The sequence below is a fragment of the Falsigemmobacter intermedius genome, from assembly GCF_004054105.1.
Classification (GTDB): domain Bacteria; phylum Pseudomonadota; class Alphaproteobacteria; order Rhodobacterales; family Rhodobacteraceae; genus Wagnerdoeblera; species Wagnerdoeblera intermedia.
In genome coordinates this window covers 103,098-121,039 of the sequence record NZ_SBLC01000009.1, presented here as the reverse complement: position 1 = coordinate 121,039, position 17,942 = coordinate 103,098, and the positions used below count along the sequence as shown (strand labels likewise).

The window sequence follows — 17,942 nt, the reverse complement described above, 5'->3', positions numbered from 1 at the left end:
TGAGACGTCCTGACAGCGGATCAGAGGGAAATCGCCACCGCCAGGCCTCGTGTCAGCCTTATTTCGACGGACGGATGCGCCAGATCATATTGCCGCGATCATCGTCCTGACCGAGCGATTTATTCACCGCCCAGACAGTGCCCAGACCATCAGCCCGCAGCTGGTTCGGGCGCGAGCCGGCATCGAGGTTAGCGGTGATCTCACCCTTGGTGTTCACCACCGTGATGGTGCCCGAGCCCCGGTTGGCCACAAAGGCCTGACGGCTGACCGGCTCAAAGGTGACGTTCAGCGGCTGCGCCCCGACCGGCACGTCATGCAGGATCGTACCGTCTTCTGCGCTGACGATCAGCAGATTGTCCGACTGCTGCGAAGCCACGAAGATCAGCTTTTCCTGCGGATCATAGGCCACACCCGAAGCTGCCAGCGCACCCGAAAGCGGCAGAACCTTCACGCTGCCGGCGTTCAGATCAACAACGGCGACTTCATTGCTGCTCATCGAGACATTGACCAGGATGCCCGAAGCCTCGTCCAGATCGAGCGCCATCGACGACCACTGACCGCCGCGACGGCTGGTGGTGATCTCAATCGGCTCCAGCTTCTCGAGCGTTTTGGTATCGAAGACTTCGATGCGGTTGGTGCGGGTGGCTGCGACATAGGCCCGGCCGCGGGTCTCATCGACGACCACATCACGCCCGTGGCTGACGGTGCCGGGCTCAAACTGCTTTACCAGCGCCATCTCTTTGGCGTCATAGACAGCGATGCTGTCCTGACGGGTGTTGCTGACCCAAAGGCGGTCATGCGTGCGGTCAATGTCGAGACCATAGACCGCGAAGAGGCCGGGATCTGCGGCGCCACCGTCCGGGCCGGATCGGCCCGAGGGGGGCGCTTCGGGCGGAGAGACCTGGCCGGTCACCTTCAGACTCTCTGCATCGAGACGGGTCACTTCCGAGACCTTCACCGGCAGGCGCCCGACAGCCGAGGTCACATAGACCGAGCCGGTCTTTTCATTGTGGATGACCTGGTAGAGGCCATTGGCCACCGGACCGGAGGTGATGTCGAATTTCTCCGCCCCGCTGAGCGCCACTTTCGGAGAGATTTTCACATTCACTACCTGGGCTGCAGCGGGTTTCTCGGCCAGAACCACCACCGGCTGCTGCCCCGTGGCGGCAGCCGCATCAAGGGTCAGCTCAAAGCGGAAACGCCCCTCCGCGTCGACGACGATCGGACCCTCAGCATTGAGCACCGTCGCGCCGCGCATCAGGGTGAGTTCCTGCCCCGGCACCAGACGCTCGCCGGTGATGACGACATTGCTGCCCGCATAGACGGGGGCGCCCTCCTGGGCAGACGCCGCCCGGATCACAGGGGCAAAGTCTTTCGCCACAGGGGTATAGACGCTCTCGGCGTAAAGCGGAGCGGCAATGCTCATCAGCACCAGGGCCGAAGCTCCCGCACGCAGGCGGCTCAGAAAGGTCATGGATCACCTCGATCAACTAAGGCACCCCGCCCCTGAGGGGCGGCATGCAGCCAGGATGCAGCCCAGGGCCTGAGCAGGACTGCCGGTTGCGGCCCGGCCGAAAGGTCGGGATTGCGCCCGGTTTACATACCTGACAAATTCACCAGGAGAGCAAAATTGTGACAGTCTGTCACGCAAAGGTGCCATGTGGTTATTTCCCGACTGATATTATAGGAAAAGCCCTGACCCGCACGCCTTTTCGCAGCAAGACCGAGATATGACCGAAGTTTCCCCTCAGATCCTCGTCGTCGAAGATGCCCGCGACATCCGCGGCCCGCTTTGTCTTTATCTGCGGCGCGAGGGGTTTCGCACGCTTGAGGCCGGATCCGCTGAAGCCGCGCGGGAGCTTCTCTCCGGGGCGCAGGTGCATGCGGTGATTCTCGATATCAAGCTGCCCGGCGACAGCGGCCTTGTGCTGTGTGCCGAACTCGCCCGCGCGGGCGGTCCGCCGGTGATCCTGCTGACCGCCATGGCCAGCGACGAAGACAGCATTATCGGGCTGAACGCGGGTGCGGATGATTACGTGGTCAAACCCTTTAACCCCGCAGCCCTGGTGGCGCGGCTGCGCTCTCTTCTGCGCCGGGTGCCTCCGGGGGTGCAGGGCCCCACATCGCGCCGCCGCCGCTTTGCCGGGCGCCTGCATGATCCCGACCGCCAGGAGGTCAGCCTGCCGGACGGCACACTGCGGCATCTGACCAGTGGCGAGAACCGGCTTCTGAGCATGTTTCTCGATCACCCGGATGAGGTCCTCAGCCGCCAGCGGCTGATTGACCGCGTGCGGGGCCGCGATCTCGGGGCCTTTGACCGCACCATTGACACCATGGTCAGTCGCCTGCGCCGCAAGATCGGCGATGGCGCAGGCGCCGAGGGGACCCGCATCATCGCCACCGAATGGGGGGGCGGATATCGGCTCTGCGCCGAGGTGGAAACCGTAGAATGAGCGCGCTTCGCCGCTTGGCACAGCGCCTGCGCCCGCGCGGCCTTGCGGCGCAGTTCGCGCTTCTGCTCATGGGGGCGATTGCTGCGGCGCAGATCCTCGCGCTGTTGCTTTTTGCGGGGGAAGGCTCGGATTTTGACCGCCAGGCGCGGCTGCATCAGGATCTTGGCCGGCTGATTGCCCTTCTGCATGCGGTCGAACAGGCCGACGAAGAGGTCGCGACCGAGATCATCGCCCAGAGCAACACCGGATTTACCCGCTTTTTCGTCAGCGAGGATCCGCTTGATACTGCGGGTGGCACGCCGCTTCCGGGCCTTGCCGCGGAGCTGCGCCGCGCCATGCCGGGCAATACGGTGCTGGTCCACAGCCCCGGAATTGCCACGCTGCCTGAGGATCAGCCGGTCCTGATGATGATTTCAATCGCCATCAATGCGGGGCCGTTTTCGGGCGAATGGCTGAACAGTCTGGTCTATCCGCTGCCCCGGTCGCTGGCCTGGCCGCGAAAATGGGGCTTTGTGATCCCGCTTCTGATGTCGGCGGCAGGCTGTCTGGCGGTGGCGCTTTATTTCACCCGCCAGTTGACCCGCCCGCTGGCAGAGGCGGCCCGGACCGCGCGTCTGGCCGGGGCGGGCGATCACAGCCAGCGCCTGACCCTGAGCGGCCCGGCAGAGCTGCAGGATTTCGCCCGCGCCTTCAACGCCATGCAGTCGCAGATCGCGGGATTTGAGGCGACGCGGCGCACCATCCTGGCGGCGGTGGGCCATGACATCCGCACCCCCGTCACCTCGCTGCGGCTGCGCGCGGAATTTATCGAAGACCCTGACCTGCGCGAGGGAATGATCCGCAGTCTGGAAGAGATTTCCGTGATTACCGAGGACCTTCTGGGCAGTGCACGGCGCATCTCGGACCAGGAGGCGCTGCGAGAGACGGATCTCACCGCGCTGCTGAGCGACCTTTGTGAGGAACAGGCCGTGCGCTTTTGCGGCGGGCCGCCGGTCACTCTGCCGCTGCGCGAAGTTGCGATGCGCCGGGCTTTGCGCAATCTGATGGTGAATGCCAATCTCTATGCCTGCGACCCCGAGGCGGAGTTGCGCCTTGAGGGGGACATCGCGCTGATCGAACTGCGCGACCGTGGCCCCGGTCTGAGCGAGGCGAAACTCGCGCTTTTGAACAAACCCTTTGAGGCTGCGGCCGGCGGGCGTCACTTCGCCGGGGGCGGCACGGGCCTCGGACTTGCGATCTGCGAAAGCGTGCTGCGGGCCCATGGCGGCACTCTCACGCTGAGCAACCGCCAGGGCGGCGGGCTGAGCGCTCTGGTGCGCCTGCCCCTCGGCGAGGCGGAGGAGGGCGCCGCTGCGTAAACTTATCCCGGGACTGTGCGGCCCGCGCATATTGGTGGCTCAGGCCTCCTGCGCCTCAGCCTGATCTTCCGGCGCGCTTTCCGCCAGCGGGTGGCGCGTCAGCACCAGTTCGCGCAGCCGGTCTTCCAGAACATGCGTGTAGATCTCGGTGGTGCCGAGATCTGCGTGACCCAGAAGGGTCTGGATGGCCCGCAGATCCGCGCCCCGGGCCAGCAGATGCGTGGCAAAGGCATGGCGCAGCGTATGCGGCGTGACCCGCGTCGGGTCCAATCCGGCGGCCAGGGCCAACTCTTTGACCAGCGCGTAAAATCGCAGGCGGGTCAGATGCCCCTCAGCCGAGCGTGACGGGAAGAGAAACCGGCTCTTCTGTCCCGACCCTGCCTCTGCGGCATCGCGCAGCACCAGCCAGTCCGACACCGCCGCTTTCGCCGGGCGCGACAGCGGCACCATCCGCTCGCGCCCGCCCTTGCCGCGCACGAGGATCATCGCCGGATGCCCGCGCACCGCGGCGACCGGCAACGAGACCAGCTCGCTCACCCGCAGCCCCGTGGCATAGAGAAGCTCCATCAGACAGAGGTTGCGCACCCTGTCCGCGCCTTCGCGCCCCTGGGTCTGCGTGGCCGCGATCAGCAGCGCCACCTCATCCTCGCTCAGGGTCTGCGGCAGCTTTTTGCTGCGCCCCGGGCCTTTGATGCGCAAAGCCGGATCGGTTTTGACCCAGGCCTCATCAAAGGCAAAGCGGTAAAGCTGACGCACCGCAGAGAGCCTGCGCGCGCGGGTGGCCTGCGACAGGCCCTCAGCCTCGCAGCGGATCAGCCAGGCCTCAATATCGCTTTGCGCGGCGGTGTTGAAATGCAGCCCCCTCCCGGCCAGATAGCCCGCGAAATCCATCAGATCGCGGCCATAGGCGAGTCGGGTGTTCCTGGCCGCCCCCGCCGTGGCCGTCTGGGCCTCAAGGAAGCTTGAGATCCAGCGTTCCATCGGGCTGTCCATCAGCCTCTCCGTTCCAAAATCAGCAGTTGCAGCGCGGCCTTGCGGGCCGCCGTTTCAAACCCGAGACGCCGCAGGGTCACCAGCCCCTCCGTCACCGTGCGCAATTCGCCCAAAGCGCCAACGGTGACCTGATCGATCGCCATCAGCGCGGCCTCTCCCATGCGGCCATCGCGCATCAGCCCCTGGGCCGCACCTGAGGGCAGCGGCGGCTCTCCGGCACCGGGGAACGCGCGGGCGATGGCCCGGGCAAGATTATCCGGCGGCGGCGCGGTGGTGGCCCGCCCCTGGGCGAGCCCGGCGAGGAAAGCTGCCTCCTCAGAGGGCGGCACATCCTCGGGCAGCAGGTTTGCAAAATCCGCACTCAGAAGCCGCAGACGGAACGCAAGCTCCTGCGCCTCCCCCTCAGGCCAGGGGTGGGCTGCGATCCGCGCGGCGTAATGCTCGGCGAAGGGCACTTCCAGTTCCATAGAGGCCATCTCGGTCCAGGCCGTTTTCAGCGCAGAAGCCGCCTTTTCAGGCGCTGCACCTGACAGCGCGCGCTCAAAGCTCTGCACCGCCTGAACCCGGCTCCAGACCCCGCCCGAGGCGGCAGCGCGCCGCTCGGTGTAGAGGCGGAAAAGCTGCGCCGGGGCGATACCGCCGGTGCGGGCCAGGCGCTCTGCGGCCTCAATCTGCGCTTTCCAGCCGGTGGCGGGCGTCAGATCGCCATGGGCAAACGCAAGGGGCTGACCGGAAGGCGACAGCGCCTCTCCGATTGCCTCATAGAGGCGCAGGTTCAGAGGCGTCACCCGGGCAGGCGGCGGAAGGGGCTCTTCATCCTCATAGGCCTCCGGCCGGATGAACCGGCGCAGGATCTGGACCTCTTCTTCCGACACATGGCCGAGTGCCTGAGCCGTGGCGAGGGTCAGCTCTGCCGCGCCCCAGTCACCGCCGCGTGCCAGACAAAAGATCCGCGCCGAAAGCGTCGGGGAAATCCGCGGGCTGGCGCGCTGCGCCGCGCAGGCGCGGTCCTCCGTTCCCAGCAGAAGCGCGATGTCAAAGGCGCGGCGGAACAGATCCGGCGTCGGCGGGCCTGCAGCCGTGATCAGCTCCTGCGCCGCCTCAAGGGCACCAAAGCTCAAAAGCCGGTCGATACGTGCCAGCAAAAAGCCGCCCTGCCCGTCGCTGTGCATCGGCGGGTCAACTTCGGCCAGCATCAGCATCTGGATCAGATCGCGCAGCGCCGGCAGCGGCTCCGGGCCTTCGTCGCGCAGCTTTGCCTTCAGCACCTCTGCATCCGAGCGCGCCCAGAACTGCGGATCCATTCCGGTGGTTTTGACGCTCAGAACGCCCACACCGTCCAGGTTGCGGGCCGAAAGCGGCGTGGTGACAATCGCCTCCGGTGCCCCGAGGGGGCGCACCGGTGCCTCCGGCACCACGCGGGGGGCCGGGCGGGCGACGGTATCTGACAGCCAGTCGATGGCCGAAAGCGGCCGCCCCTGCGCATGCCCCGCGACCGGAACCAGCAGAGCCGTCGCCGTCAGTAAGAGAGCGCGCAGCCCCTCAGTTGCCATCCGTCCCCGCCGCAGTGGAAGGGCTGGCTTCAGGGCGCGTCTCGGCAGGCGCCAGTTCCAGCGGCTGCGAGACCTGTGCGGGCTCCGGCGTCATATCGCCGAAATAGGCAAAACCGGTGAGACCTGCGAAGGCCAGAACGATCAGCACCAGGAGAACCTTAATCAGACGCATTGCACTTCCTTGCCTGCTTTTGCCCTTAGAATTGGCAGCACGCCGAAGAGCGCTGCCTGTCGAATATATATGGTCTTTTTGCGAAGATCACGCCATTCAGGCGTGAAAGATCAAACACAAGGGGAAACCCCTGATGAAATGGCGTCTGCGCAAAACGGTCGTGCTGGTGGGCATGATGGGAGCGGGAAAAACCGCCGTCGGCACTCAACTCGCACGCATGCTGCAGGTGCCCTTCCGCGATTCGGATGACGAGATCGTGAAGGCCGCCAATATGACCATCGCAGAAATTTTCGCCCGCGATGGTGAACCCTTCTTCCGTGAGAAAGAATCACAGATCATCGGGCGGCTGCTGGCGGATCAACCCTCGATCCTGTCCACCGGTGGCGGCGCTTATATGGCTGAAGCCAACCGTGAGGCGATCAGAGAGGGCGGGGTCGCGGTCTGGCTGCGCGCCGATGTCGATCTGCTGTGGCACCGTGTGCGCCACCGCAACAACCGCCCCCTGCTGCGCACCGCAAACCCCTATGAGACGCTGCGCACGCTTTATGCCGAACGCGAGCCGGTCTATGCCCAGGCCGAGCTGATCGTCGACAGCGAGCATGGGCTGTCGATTGACGCAACGGCGCAGCGGGTGATTGAGGCCCTCTCCACCCGCGCCGATGTGCTGGAAAGGATCTGAGATGCGCGTGACGGTTCCGGTAAATCTTGGGGATCGCAGCTATGAAGTCCGCATCGGTGAGGGACTTTTGTCCCGCGCGGGCGATGAGCTGGCCCCCTTTCTGCGCCGCAAAAAAGTGGCGATCCTGACCGAGGAACGGGTCGCGGCCCTGCATCTCCCTGCCCTTGAGGCCGCGCTTGACGCCGCAGGCATCGCCCATGCCTCTCTGGCGCTGACGCCGGGTGAGGGCACGAAATCCTGGGCGGGGCTTGAGCAGGCCTGTGATTTCCTGCTCGATCAAAAGATTGAGCGCCGGGATCTGGTCATCGCCTTTGGCGGGGGCGTGATCGGCGATCTGGCGGGCTTTGCTTCGGCCATCCTGCGCCGCGGCGTGCGCTTTGCGCAGATCCCGACCTCGCTTCTGGCCCAGGTCGACAGCTCCGTCGGCGGCAAGACCGGGATCAACACGCGCCACGGCAAAAACCTGATCGGTGCGTTTCATCAGCCGACCGTGGTTCTCGCCGATACCGCACTTCTCGGCACCCTGCCCGCGCGCGACCTGCTGGCGGGCTATGGTGAGGTGGTGAAATACGGCCTTCTCGGCGATGCGGCCTTCTTTGAGCGGCTGGAGCGCGACGGCCCTGCGCTTGCCAGGGGCGACGCCGCCACGCGGCTTTATGCGGTGCAGCGCTCGGTTGAGATGAAGGCCGGGATCGTTGAGCGTGATGAGACCGAACAGGGGGAACGCGCCCTTCTGAACCTTGGCCATACCTTCTGCCACGCGCTGGAGGCGGCCACCGGCTATGGCGAGCGGCTGCTGCACGGCGAAGGTGTGGCCATCGGCTGCGCCCTGGCTTTTGAGCTGTCCTCTCGCCTTGGTCTTAGCAGCCAGGAAAGCCCGAGCCGCGTGCGCGCGCATCTCAAGGCCATGGGGATGAAAACCGATTTCTCAGATATCGAAGGCGATCTGCCGGGGGCAGAGGCGCTTCTTGATCTGATGGGTCAGGACAAAAAAGTCGTCGACGGCAAACTGCGCTTCATTCTGGCGCGGGACATAGGCGAGGCATTCGTTGCCGATGATGTGCCGCGAGAGGCGGTGCTGTCGGTTCTGAGGGACGCACTTACGGGGAGGTAAACGCGTGCTGGGGGGAGTGAAGATTGTAGAACTTGAGGGGCTGGGACCTGGCCCCTTCTGCGGCATGCTGCTGGCGGATCTGGGCGCCGAAGTGACGGTGATCCACCGCCCCGTCGCTGCCGATACGCCCGGCGCGGTGGATGAGAACCTGCTTGATCGCGGCAAACGCTCGATCGTGCTGGATCTGAAAGACCCGGCCGACCGTGAGGTCGCACTGGCGCTGATCGCTCAGGCCGATGCGCTCATTGAGGGCTATCGCCCCGGCGTGGCGGAGCGTCTGGGGCTCGGGCCGCAGGACTGCCACCGCGTCAACCCGCGCCTTGTTTATGGTCGCATGACCGGCTGGGGCCAGGAGGGGCCGCTGGCGAAACTGGCGGGCCATGATCTGAATTACATCTCACGCTCCGGGGCGCTCTGGTATGCCTCTGCGGCGGGGGATGCGCCGCTGACGCCGCCGACGCTGGTCGGAGATGTGGGCGGCGGCGCGATGTATCTGGCGGTCGGGATCCTGTCGGGCGTGCTGAATGCGCGCAGCACCGGCAAAGGCACCGTCGTCGATGCTGCGATTGTTGACGGCTCAGCCCATATGCTGGCGCTTTTGCATTCCATGCGGCCTTCCGGCGCGATGGTGACCGAGCGGGGGCAATCGGTGCTCGACGGGCCGCACTGGAACCAGAGCTATCTCTGCGCGGATGGTGGCTGGGTCACCGTTCAGGCGCTTGAGCCGAAGTTCTATGCGATCTTCCTTGAAAAGCTTGGCCTTAACGATGATGAGGCCATGGTGAAGGGCCATTACGACCGCGCCGCCTGGGGCCCCCTGAAAGAGCGGCTGAAGCCCATCTTCGCCGCAAAGCCCCGCGCCCATTGGGATGCGCTTTTCGGCGGGACGGATGCCTGCGTGGCCCCGGTGCTCTCGCCCGAAGAGGCGCAGCACGACCCCCATATCAAAGCCCGCGGCATCTGGCAGGGCGAAACCCTCGCCCCGGCCCCGGCCCCGCGCTTTGACGGGCAGACCCGGATCGCAGGTGCAATTCCCGCACGCGGGGCACATTCAGCACAGATCCGGGCCGAACTTGCGGCAAAACGATAGGCGGGACCCGCTTTTCTTGACCTGGCGGGGATTTTAGGCTAATCCGCCCATGGGTGCACGGAACCGCCGTGCGCCCCTTTTTCGATGCTGGGGCGCCCTGACCGACTGCGTCCCGTTCCATTTGCGGTCCGATGCCGCATCCTAAGGACGCCTATGACCCTTTTTTCTGACCTGAAACTCGACCCAAAAGTCCTCCAGGCTGTTGCAGAAGCGGGCTATCAGACGCCCACCCCGATCCAGGCTGAGGCGATCCCCCATGCGCTCGAAGGCCGGGATGTTCTGGGTATTGCCCAGACCGGCACCGGGAAAACCGCAAGCTTCACGCTGCCGATGATCACCCGTCTGGCCAATGGCCGGGCCCGTGCGCGGATGCCGCGCTCGCTGGTGCTCGCCCCGACGCGGGAACTCGCCGCCCAGGTGGCCGAGAACTTCGACACCTATACCAAACACCTCAAGCTGACGAAGGCGCTGCTGATCGGCGGCGTCTCCTTCAAAGAGCAGGATGCGCTGATCGACCGTGGCGTCGACGTGCTGATCGCAACCCCCGGCCGTCTGCTCGATCACTTTGAGCGCGGCAAGCTGCTGCTGACCGGCGTGCAGATCATGGTGGTGGATGAGGCCGACCGGATGCTCGACATGGGCTTCATCCCGGATATTGAGCGCATCTTCCAGCTGACGCCCTTTACCCGTCAGACGCTCTTCTTCTCGGCCACCATGGCGCCTGAGATTGAGCGCATCACCAATACCTTCCTGTCGAACCCGGCCCGCGTCGAAGTGGCGCGCCAGGCGACGACCTCGGAAAACATTGAGCAGAAGCTGATGCATTTCACGCCCTCGCGCCGTGAACGTGCCTTCGGCGAAAAGCGTGCCCTGCTGCGTCACCTGATCCGTCAGGAAGGCGATGCCTGCACCAACGCCATCGTTTTCTGTAACCGGAAGATGGATGTGGATGTCGTTGCCAAGTCGCTGAAAGCGCATGGCTTCAACGCCGCGCCGATCCATGGCGATCTTGAGCAGTCGCAGCGGATGAAAACCCTCGATGCGTTCCGTGAGGGCGAGCTGCGGGTTCTGGTAGCCTCGGATGTGGCGGCGCGTGGCCTCGACATCCCGGCCGTCAGCCATGTCTTCAACTTCGATCTGCCGAGCCATGCGGAAGACTATGTCCACCGCATCGGCCGCACCGGTCGTGCCGGCCGCCATGGCAAGGCCTTCTCGATCTCGATCCCGGCGGATGAGAAATATCTGACCGCGATTGAATCGCTGATCAAACAGCCGATCCCGCGCGGTGACGTGCCGGAAAACCTGTTCGACGACAGCCCGGACCGTGGCGACCACCGCCAGCCCCGCTCGCGCGAGCGCAGCCGTGACCGCGGTGACAAGCGTGAGCCGCGCCGCGATGACCGCCGCGCTGAGCGCACGGAAGAGGTTGTGGCCGCCGTCGAAGAGACCCGCCGCGAAGAGGCTCCGCGCCGCGAAGAACGCGCTGAGCGTCCGCATCGTCATGAGGAGCGTCGTGACGACCGCCGTGAGCCGCGCCGCGATGAGCGCCGCGACCGCCGTGACAATGGCCCCTCGGTCCTTGGCCTCGGCGATCACGTGCCGGAGTTCCTGACCCGCAGCTTCGCCACCGTGCTGCGCGCGACTGAGGCGGCAATTCAGGCCAATGCCGATGCGGATGAGGCTGAAAGCGCCTGAGCCTTCGCGCATAATACTAAAAATCAGCCCGCCCGGTGATCCGGCGCGGGCTTTTTCTTTGCCCGCCGCCGGACTGCCCGCCATAGTTGCATTACCCTGTCGGAGTGCTGCCATGAAATATCTGCTCACCGCCCTGCTGATCGCCCTCGCCCTGCCCGCCGCGGCGCGGGATCTCAAGCAGATCTGCCAGCGCTAGGATCGCGGGCAGATCTATGACTGCCTTGTGGACCATCATAAGCGCAGCGACCGCGAGATGGGGCGGATTTACAATGCCCTGGTCGCTGCCATGCAGGGTTTTGAGCCTGAGGATGTGCCGCGCCTGCGGGCCGCGCAGCGGGCCTGGATCGCCTTTCGGGATGCCGATTGTGAGGTGGCGAAATTTCGTGACCGTGGAGGGCGCGAAGAGCTGATCTATCAGGCGGAATGTCTGATCCTGCGCACCCAGAGCCGCACGTCCGAACTGAACCACTGGCTCCAGAGCATTAAGCGCTGACATGAAAAAACGCGCCCTCCCGGGCGCGTTTTTCAGATTTTGCAGACCTCAGGCCAGACGCGAGACGACCACGGTCACCTCAGGTTTCTTGCCGATCTCTTCCATCGAGATCTGACGCACGACGCGGCGGATACCTTCGTCGAGTTTGTCGTCATCGCGCAGGATCTTGCCACCCGCACGCTCCAGGAACTCTGCGAGTTCTTCTTCCAGCGTCTCGGAAAGCGGACGGCCCGATTTACCGACCTCCGGCACGCCCTCCAGCTCTGCCCAGGGCTCACCCAGCGGGCTGTCCTGCTCATCCATGATCAGCGTGATGATCACATGGCCGTTCAGCGCCATGCGGATCCGGTCACGCACCACACCGTCCATCGCCCCGATCAGCACCGAGCCGTCGAGATAGATCCGGCCGGTTTCGATATATTCGACCACTTCATGGCGATCGCCGGTCAGATCGACCATCATGCCATTGGTGATCACGGCAGCCTTGCGGCCGTCGGCTTCGACTACCTTGCTGTGCTCACGCAGGTGGCGATGCTCGCCGTGCATCGGGATGACCAGCGCCGGATTGGCCAGGCGGTGCATCTCCTGCAGGTCGGGGCGGTTGGCGTGGCCCGAGACGTGGTAGAGACCGTTCACATCATCGACGACATCGACGCCCATCTCGGAAAACGCGTTCATGATGCGCAGCACGCCGCGCTCATTGCCCGGGATGATCCGCGACGAGAAGAGGAAGGTATCGCCCTCTTTCATCGTCATACCAAGGTATTTGCCACGCGACAGTTGCGCCGATGCGGCACGGCGCTCCCCTTGGGTGCCCGTGACGATCAGCATGACCTTATGGCGCGGCAGCTCCAGCGCTTCTTCGGGCTGGATCACCGTCGGGAAGCTGTCGAGCACGCCCGTCTCAAGCCCCACGGTGACCATCTTGCGCATGGCGCGTCCCATGAGAACGATCTCACGGCCTGCGGCCTTCCCGGCCTCTGCCAGCGCCTTCACGCGGGTGATGTTCGACGCAAAGGTCGTCGCGGCGATCATACCGCCGGATTTCGCCACCAGCTCGGTCAGCGGTCCTGGCAGCGTGCTTTCCGAGCGGCCCGGATGCAGCGAGAAAACGTTGGTCGAATCGCAGAGCAGAACCTTCACACCCTCACGGCCGATGGCCGCGAAGGTCTCGGGATCCCAGGGCTCACCCACGCCGGGGGACGGGTCGATCTTGAAGTCACCCGAATGCAGGATGCGGCCTGCGGGCGTGTCAATGACCAGAGCCGAGCTTTCCGGGATGGAATGCGGGATCGGCACATATTGCACTTTGAAGGGACCGGCTTCGACCCACTCGGGACGCGGCTCAACGATGGTGACGTTGTTCGGGTCCTGCCCCTGGTCTTCCATCTTCAGCTTCGCCAGAGCGCCGGTGAATTTGCGCGCATAGACCGGGGCCCGCAGGCGCGGCCAGAGGTGGCCAAGAGCGCCGACGTGATCTTCATGGGCATGGGTGATGAAGATCGCCTCAATCCGGTCTGCCCGCTCGGCCAGCCAGGAGACGTCGGGCATGATCAGATCGACGCCGGGGGTGGTCTCCATATCCGCGAAGGTCACGCCCAGATCGATGACGATCAGGCGCTCGCGGCCTTTCGGGCCATAGCCATAGACGTAGCAGTTCATGCCGACTTCCCCGGAACCGCCAAGGGGAAGATAGATCAGGCGGTTGGCACTCATGCGGACTCCAGTCTGCGGTTGTGGTCAAAGATCAGCACCAGCCCGTGCATCGTCAGATCGTCTTCGACCGCGTCAAATACTTCGGTTCCCTGTTCAAACAGGGGCGCCAGGCCCCCGGTGGCAACCACTTTCATCGGGCGGTCACGCTCGGCGCGGATCTGGCGCACGATGCCTTCCACAAGCCCGATATATCCCCAATACACCCCGGACTGGATACAGGCCACCGTATTTGTGCCGATCACCTTTTCGGGAAGGGTAATATCGACATGCGGCAGGGCCGCTGCGGCCATATGCAGCGCCTCAAGCGAGAGATTGACCCCCGGCGCGATGACCCCGCCGATATAGGCGCCATCGCTGTCGACCACGTCAAAGGTGGTCGCGGTGCCGAAATCCACCACGATCAGATCGCCGCCGTGGCGGTCAAAAGCGCCATGGGTATTGACCAGACGGTCGGGTCCCACGGACGCCGGCTGATCCACGCGGGGTGCATGGGGCAGCGCGCAGTCGGGCTTGCCCACAACATAGGGCCGGCAGTCGTAATAGCGGTTACAAAGCACACGCAGGTTAAAGACCACCCGCGGCACGGTCGATGAGATGATCGCCTGTGAGATATTCACCTCCAGCCGGTGCAGCTGCATCAGGCTGGAGAGCCAGACGTAATATTCATCTGCCGTCCGCTTGTGATCGGTGGCGATGCGCCAGGTGCACAGGAAGCTCTCACCGTCCCAGATGGAGAAGACGGTATTGGTATTGCCACAATCAATGGCCAGAAGCATGGTCGTTCCTCCCCCGCAGGGCCGGAGCAGTCCCCCATGCGGGCCCCGGCTGCGTCGTCGTCATTGGCTCAGGGTGAGCCGCCCCGAAGGGCAGCTCAGAAGTAGATGTCCGCCGCCGGGATCGCAATGCGCCCGTTGGCGGTTTCAAGGATCAGCGCCCCGGTGGCATCGATTGAGCGGAAGATACCGATATGGGTCTCACGCCCGGTGCGGGCCGTGATCTCGCTGCCAAGGCGCACAGCGCCTGCAAGCCAGGCCTCACGCACGGGGGCAAAGCCATAGGCGCGAAACAGCGCCTCATAACGCGCAAAGGCCGGGGCGATGCGGTCCAGAAGGTCCTCAGGTGTAAAGCGCTGCCCCGTCTCAGAGAGCACCGAGACCGGGCGCGTGGCCCCCGGCTCAACCGCGCTGACATCGGGGGCGGAGATCAGGTTCACCCCGATCCCGACAGCCAGCCAGCCGTCCGGCAGCCCCTCGAGCAGGATGCCCGATATTTTGCCGCCGTTGACCAGCACATCATTGGGCCACTTCAGCCCGATCCCCGCCTCCGAGCCGGTCAGTCCGACGAGAGCATCCCGCAAGGCCAGGGCCGCGATAAAACTGCGCAAAGCGGCCTCTGCCGGGCCGCCCGTGGGCTTCATCAGAAGCGTGCCGTAGAAATTCCCCGCTGGCGAGACCCAGGGCCGCCCCCGTCGCCCGCGCCCGGCGGTCTGCGACAGGCCAAGGATCCACTGAGCCCCCTCCCCTGCCGCCGCGCGGCGGGCGGCTTCCGCGTTGGTGGTGTCCACCTCAGACAAAACAACCCGGCCGGTTCCCACCGGCCAGGTTGCTGCAGTCTGAGAGGCACTCGCCTCAGCGGACAAGCGATTGCGCCGCGCTCAGTGCCGGAGCCTCAATACCAAAGAGGTTCACGACACCTGCGATCACGATGAAGGCCGAAACCAGCATCAGGCCATATTGCGCCGGGCCCATCTTCGTCTCGAGCACTTCGCCCTCACGACCGAAGTACATGAAATAGACGATGCGCAGGTAGTAATAGGCACCAATCACCGAGGCCACGGCCCCAAGGATCGCAAGCCAGGTCATACCCGCGTTCACCGAGGCCATCAGCACCGAATATTTCGCGAAGAAGCCGATGAACGGCGGCACACCGGCCAGCGAGAACATCAGGATCAGCATGACCAGCGCTTTCAGCGGCTCGGCCTTCGAGAACTGATGGAAGCCGTCAAGCGAGGTGAAGGGACGGCCGTCACGCTCCATCGACAGGATGAAGGCGAAGGCACCGATATTGGTGACCACATAGATCGCCATATAGACGAGCATGGCCTGGATACCGGCCTCAGTGCCAACGGCCAGACCGATCAGCGCATAGCCCATATGGGCGATCGAGGAATAGGCCATCAGACGTTTGATGTCTTTCTGACCGATCGCAGCGATGGCACCGACATACATCGACAGCACCGCAAGCGCTGCAATCACCTGGCCCCATTGTGCGGGGATGCCGCCAAAGGCGTCGTGGCACAGACGCGCAAAAAGCGCGATGGCCGCCACTTTCGGCGCGGTCGCGAAGAAAGCGGTGACCGGGGTCGGCGCGCCTTCATAGACGTCCGGGGTCCACATGTGGAACGGCGCGGCCGAAACCTTGAAGGCCAGACCCGCCAGCATGAAGACCATACCGAACATCATTCCCAGCGGCAGATCGGCATTCACCATCGACAGGATGCCGGCAAACTGCGTGGTGCCTGCATAGCCATAGGTCAGCGATGCGCCGTAAAGCAGCAGACCCGAGGCCATCGAGCCGAGCACAAAATACTTCAGACCGGCTTCGGTCGAGCGTGCCGAGTCGCGGCGCAGCGAGGCGATGACGTAAAGTGCCAGCGACTGCAGCTCAAGGCTGACATAAAGCGCCATGAGATCATTGGCCGAAACCATCATCATCATGCCAAGCGTCGCCAGAGCCACCAGGACCGGATACTCAAAACGGTCCATATCCCACTTCTTCACGTAGTCCTGGCCGATCAGCAGAACGGCGGCAGAACCCGCAAGGATCAGGATTTTCGAGAAACGCGCGAAAGCGTCATTGACCAGCAGGCCGCCAAATGCCGTCTGACTGCCCTCAAAACCGGTGCCGATCCAGAAGGCGATGACGAGGAAGAAGGCGGCGAAGCCCCAGGTCAGGGCTCCGGTCAGTTTGTCTTTGCCGGTGTAAACCGCACCCAGAAGCGCGATGATCGCGCCGAGGGCCACCACAATCTCGGGCAGGAAGATCGAAAGATCCGCAGAGGTCATGGGCGGTTCCTCAGTTCACAGCCGCAGCCGCAGCCGTTTCAACGGCAGGCAGCGCAGCTTCATAGTTGGAGATCAGGGCCGAGACGCTCGGTCCGATGATATCGGTGACAAGGCTCGGATAGACGCCGAGCAGCAGGGTCATCACGACGAGGGGGGCAAACATCACCCGCTCGCGCAGATCCATATCGGTGATGGTTTTCAGGCTGGCTTTCAGCAGCTCGCCCCAGACCACGCGGCGGAAGAGCCAGAGCGCATAGGCCGCCGAGAGGATCACACCGGTCGCCGCGATCAGCGCGATCAGCGGATTGACCTGGAAGACGCCCATGATGGTCAGGAACTCACCGATGAAGCCCGAAGTGCCCGGCAGGCCCACGTTCGACATGGTGAAGAACAGGAAAACCAGCGCGTAAGCGGGCATCCGGTTCACCAGGCCGCCGTAAGCGTCGATCTCACGGGTGTGCATGCGGTCATAGATCACGCCGACGCAGAGGAAGAGTGCGCCCGAGATGAAGCCGTGCGACAGCATCTGGAAGATCGCCCCGTCAATGCCCTGCTGGTTCACCGCGAAGATGCCCATGGTCACATAGCCCATGTGCGCGACCGACGAATAAGCGATCAGCTTTTTCATGTCGTTCTGCACCATCGCCACCAGCGAGGTGTAAACGATCGCGATCACCGACATCCAGAGCACCAGCGGCGCCAGCAGATCCGAGGCGACCGGGAACATCGGCAGCGAGAAGCGCAGGAAGCCGTAGCCACCCATCTTCAGCATAACGGCCGCCAGAAGTACCGAACCCGCAGTCGGGGCCTGAACGTGGGCATCGGGCAGCCAGGTGTGCACCGGCCACATCGGCATCTTCACCGCGAAAGAGGCAAAGAAGGCCAGCCACATCAGCGTCTGCGCACCGCCCATGATCTGCCAGCCCAGGATCGGGAAGGCCTCAGAGGCGAAGTTGAAGGTCAGCAGCGTTTCAATATCGGTGGTGCCCGCCTGGACATACATCGAGATCATCGCCACCAGCATCAGCACCGAGCCGAGGAAGGTGTAGAGGAAGAATTTGAACGACGCATAGATGCGGTCTTTGCCGCCCCAGATCCCGATAATCAGGAACATCGGGATCAGACCGGCTTCAAAGAACAGATAGAAGAGCACCAGATCCAGCGCGATGAACACGCCGATCATCAGCGTCTCCAGCAGCAGGAAGGCGATCATATAGTCTTTGACGCGGGTCTCGACCGTCCAGCAGGCCCCGATGGTGATCGGCATCAGGAAGGTGGTCAGCATCACAAAGAGGATCGAGATGCCGTCAACGCCGACTTTATACTTCAGCCCCATGATCCAGTCGTAATTCTCGACGAACTGGAAGCCGGTGTTCTGCGGGTCAAACCCGAAGAGCAGAAAGAGCGAGAAGAGGAAGGTGGCCACGGTGGCAGCCAGCGCCAGCCATTTCGCATTGCGCTGCGTGGCCGCGTCATTGCCCCGAAGGAAGAGCGCCATGATGAGCGCAGCAACCGCCGGGGTGAAGGTGATGATGGAAAGAAGATTGTCCATTGGTCCCTG

At 64.1% G+C, this 17,942-nt stretch carries 16 protein-coding genes; 7 read left to right on the top strand and 9 right to left on the bottom strand.

What is annotated here, in order from left to right:
• Positions 1–58: 58 nt before the first annotated feature.
• Positions 59–1,474, bottom strand: coding sequence for a YncE family protein (locus tag EP867_RS08560; RefSeq protein WP_128488160.1), 1,416 nt, complete (start codon positions 1,472–1,474; stop codon positions 59–61).
• A 256-nt stretch (positions 1,475–1,730) separates the two neighbouring features.
• On the opposite strand from EP867_RS08560, the gene EP867_RS08555 reads away from it, so the two are divergent.
• Together EP867_RS08555 and EP867_RS08550 are read left to right on the top strand one after the other, a co-directional pair.
• The gene (locus EP867_RS08555) at positions 1,731–2,453 is read left to right on the top strand and encodes a response regulator transcription factor (RefSeq protein ID WP_128488158.1); all 723 of its coding nucleotides are present in this window, start codon (positions 1,731–1,733) and stop codon (positions 2,451–2,453) included.
• On the top strand, positions 2,450–3,811 hold the full coding sequence (locus tag EP867_RS08550; RefSeq protein ID WP_164888807.1) for an ATP-binding protein: 1,362 nt from the start codon (positions 2,450–2,452) through the stop codon (positions 3,809–3,811). Before EP867_RS08555 ends, EP867_RS08550 begins: the two co-directional genes overlap by 4 nt.
• Before the next feature lie 39 nt (positions 3,812–3,850).
• Here the strand turns inward: EP867_RS08550 and EP867_RS08545 are convergent, their stop codons facing one another.
• From EP867_RS08545 to EP867_RS08535, 3 genes are read right to left on the bottom strand one after another with little or no spacing between them, the layout of a single operon-like run.
• Positions 3,851–4,804: a tyrosine recombinase gene (locus EP867_RS08545; RefSeq protein WP_128488154.1), complete on the bottom strand. Its 954-nt coding sequence runs from the start codon at positions 4,802–4,804 to the stop codon at positions 3,851–3,853.
• On the bottom strand, positions 4,804–6,357 hold the full coding sequence (locus EP867_RS08540) for a hypothetical protein (protein ID WP_128488152.1): 1,554 nt from the start codon (positions 6,355–6,357) through the stop codon (positions 4,804–4,806). Before EP867_RS08540 ends, EP867_RS08545 begins: the two co-directional genes overlap by 1 nt.
• The gene (locus EP867_RS08535; protein WP_128488150.1) at positions 6,347–6,529 is read right to left on the bottom strand and encodes a hypothetical protein; all 183 of its coding nucleotides are present in this window, start codon (positions 6,527–6,529) and stop codon (positions 6,347–6,349) included. The genes EP867_RS08540 and EP867_RS08535 overlap by 11 nt, the downstream gene beginning before the upstream one ends.
• Before the next feature lie 133 nt (positions 6,530–6,662).
• Between EP867_RS08535 and EP867_RS08530 the strand changes: the two genes are divergently transcribed.
• The 5 genes from EP867_RS08530 to EP867_RS08510 all read left to right on the top strand — a co-directional run bounded on the left by EP867_RS08530 (position 6,663) and on the right by EP867_RS08510 (position 11,600).
• Positions 6,663–7,208 carry a shikimate kinase gene (locus EP867_RS08530; RefSeq protein ID WP_128488148.1) on the top strand — a complete coding sequence of 182 codons (546 nt, stop codon included), beginning with the start codon at positions 6,663–6,665 and terminating at the stop codon, positions 7,206–7,208.
• 1 nt (position 7,209) lies between these two features.
• Positions 7,210–8,322: a 3-dehydroquinate synthase gene (gene aroB / locus EP867_RS08525; RefSeq protein WP_128488146.1), complete on the top strand. Its 1,113-nt coding sequence runs from the start codon at positions 7,210–7,212 to the stop codon at positions 8,320–8,322.
• Between the two features lie 4 nt (positions 8,323–8,326).
• Positions 8,327–9,412 (top strand): CaiB/BaiF CoA transferase family protein, encoded by a 1,086-nt coding sequence (locus EP867_RS08520; RefSeq protein WP_128488144.1) that lies wholly within the window; start codon positions 8,327–8,329, stop codon positions 9,410–9,412.
• Positions 9,413–9,565: 153 nt separating this feature from the next.
• On the top strand, positions 9,566–11,107 hold the full coding sequence (locus tag EP867_RS08515; RefSeq protein WP_128488142.1) for a DEAD/DEAH box helicase: 1,542 nt from the start codon (positions 9,566–9,568) through the stop codon (positions 11,105–11,107).
• 208 nt (positions 11,108–11,315) lie between these two features.
• Positions 11,316–11,600 carry a lysozyme inhibitor LprI family protein gene (locus tag EP867_RS08510; RefSeq protein WP_277749359.1) on the top strand — a complete coding sequence of 95 codons (285 nt, stop codon included), beginning with the start codon at positions 11,316–11,318 and terminating at the stop codon, positions 11,598–11,600.
• A gap of 48 nt (positions 11,601–11,648) precedes the next feature.
• On the opposite strand, the gene EP867_RS08505 is transcribed toward EP867_RS08510, so the two are convergent.
• From EP867_RS08505 to EP867_RS08485, 5 genes are all read right to left on the bottom strand, one after another.
• The gene (locus EP867_RS08505) at positions 11,649–13,316 is read right to left on the bottom strand and encodes a ribonuclease J (protein WP_128488138.1); all 1,668 of its coding nucleotides are present in this window, start codon (positions 13,314–13,316) and stop codon (positions 11,649–11,651) included.
• Positions 13,313–14,092, bottom strand: a complete 780-nt coding sequence (locus EP867_RS08500; RefSeq protein WP_128488136.1) for a type III pantothenate kinase — start codon at positions 14,090–14,092, stop codon at positions 13,313–13,315. The genes EP867_RS08505 and EP867_RS08500 overlap by 4 nt, the downstream gene beginning before the upstream one ends.
• Positions 14,093–14,187: 95 nt before the next feature.
• Complete coding sequence (locus EP867_RS08495; RefSeq protein ID WP_241656859.1) at positions 14,188–14,880, bottom strand: biotin--[acetyl-CoA-carboxylase] ligase; 693 nt, start codon at positions 14,878–14,880, stop codon at positions 14,188–14,190.
• Between the two features lie 64 nt (positions 14,881–14,944).
• Positions 14,945–16,381 (bottom strand): NADH-quinone oxidoreductase subunit NuoN, encoded by a 1,437-nt coding sequence (nuoN, locus tag EP867_RS08490; protein ID WP_128488132.1) that lies wholly within the window; start codon positions 16,379–16,381, stop codon positions 14,945–14,947.
• A gap of 10 nt (positions 16,382–16,391) precedes the next feature.
• Entirely contained in the window at positions 16,392–17,933 is a 1,542-nt protein-coding gene (locus tag EP867_RS08485; RefSeq protein WP_128488130.1) for an NADH-quinone oxidoreductase subunit M, read from the bottom strand.
• Positions 17,934–17,942 lie beyond the last annotated feature (9 nt).

Coding starts and splice junctions, on each gene's coding strand:
- aroB (WP_128488146.1), top strand. CDS start 7,210: ATGCGCGTGACGGTTCCGGTAAATCTTGGGGATCGCAGCTATGAAGTC.
- EP867_RS08500 (WP_128488136.1), bottom strand. CDS start 14,092: ATGCTTCTGGCCATTGATTGTGGCAATACCAATACCGTCTTCTCCATC.
- EP867_RS08545 (WP_128488154.1), bottom strand. CDS start 4,804: ATGGACAGCCCGATGGAACGCTGGATCTCAAGCTTCCTTGAGGCCCAG.
- nuoN (WP_128488132.1), bottom strand. CDS start 16,381: ATGACCTCTGCGGATCTTTCGATCTTCCTGCCCGAGATTGTGGTGGCC.
- EP867_RS08515 (WP_128488142.1), top strand. CDS start 9,566: ATGACCCTTTTTTCTGACCTGAAACTCGACCCAAAAGTCCTCCAGGCT.
- EP867_RS08540 (WP_128488152.1), bottom strand. CDS start 6,357: ATGGCAACTGAGGGGCTGCGCGCTCTCTTACTGACGGCGACGGCTCTG.
- EP867_RS08560 (WP_128488160.1), bottom strand. CDS start 1,474: ATGACCTTTCTGAGCCGCCTGCGTGCGGGAGCTTCGGCCCTGGTGCTG.
- EP867_RS08485 (WP_128488130.1), bottom strand. CDS start 17,933: ATGGACAATCTTCTTTCCATCATCACCTTCACCCCGGCGGTTGCTGCG.
- EP867_RS08530 (WP_128488148.1), top strand. CDS start 6,663: ATGAAATGGCGTCTGCGCAAAACGGTCGTGCTGGTGGGCATGATGGGA.
- EP867_RS08505 (WP_128488138.1), bottom strand. CDS start 13,316: ATGAGTGCCAACCGCCTGATCTATCTTCCCCTTGGCGGTTCCGGGGAA.
- EP867_RS08535 (WP_128488150.1), bottom strand. CDS start 6,529: ATGCGTCTGATTAAGGTTCTCCTGGTGCTGATCGTTCTGGCCTTCGCA.
- EP867_RS08550 (WP_164888807.1), top strand. CDS start 2,450: ATGAGCGCGCTTCGCCGCTTGGCACAGCGCCTGCGCCCGCGCGGCCTT.
- EP867_RS08555 (WP_128488158.1), top strand. CDS start 1,731: ATGACCGAAGTTTCCCCTCAGATCCTCGTCGTCGAAGATGCCCGCGAC.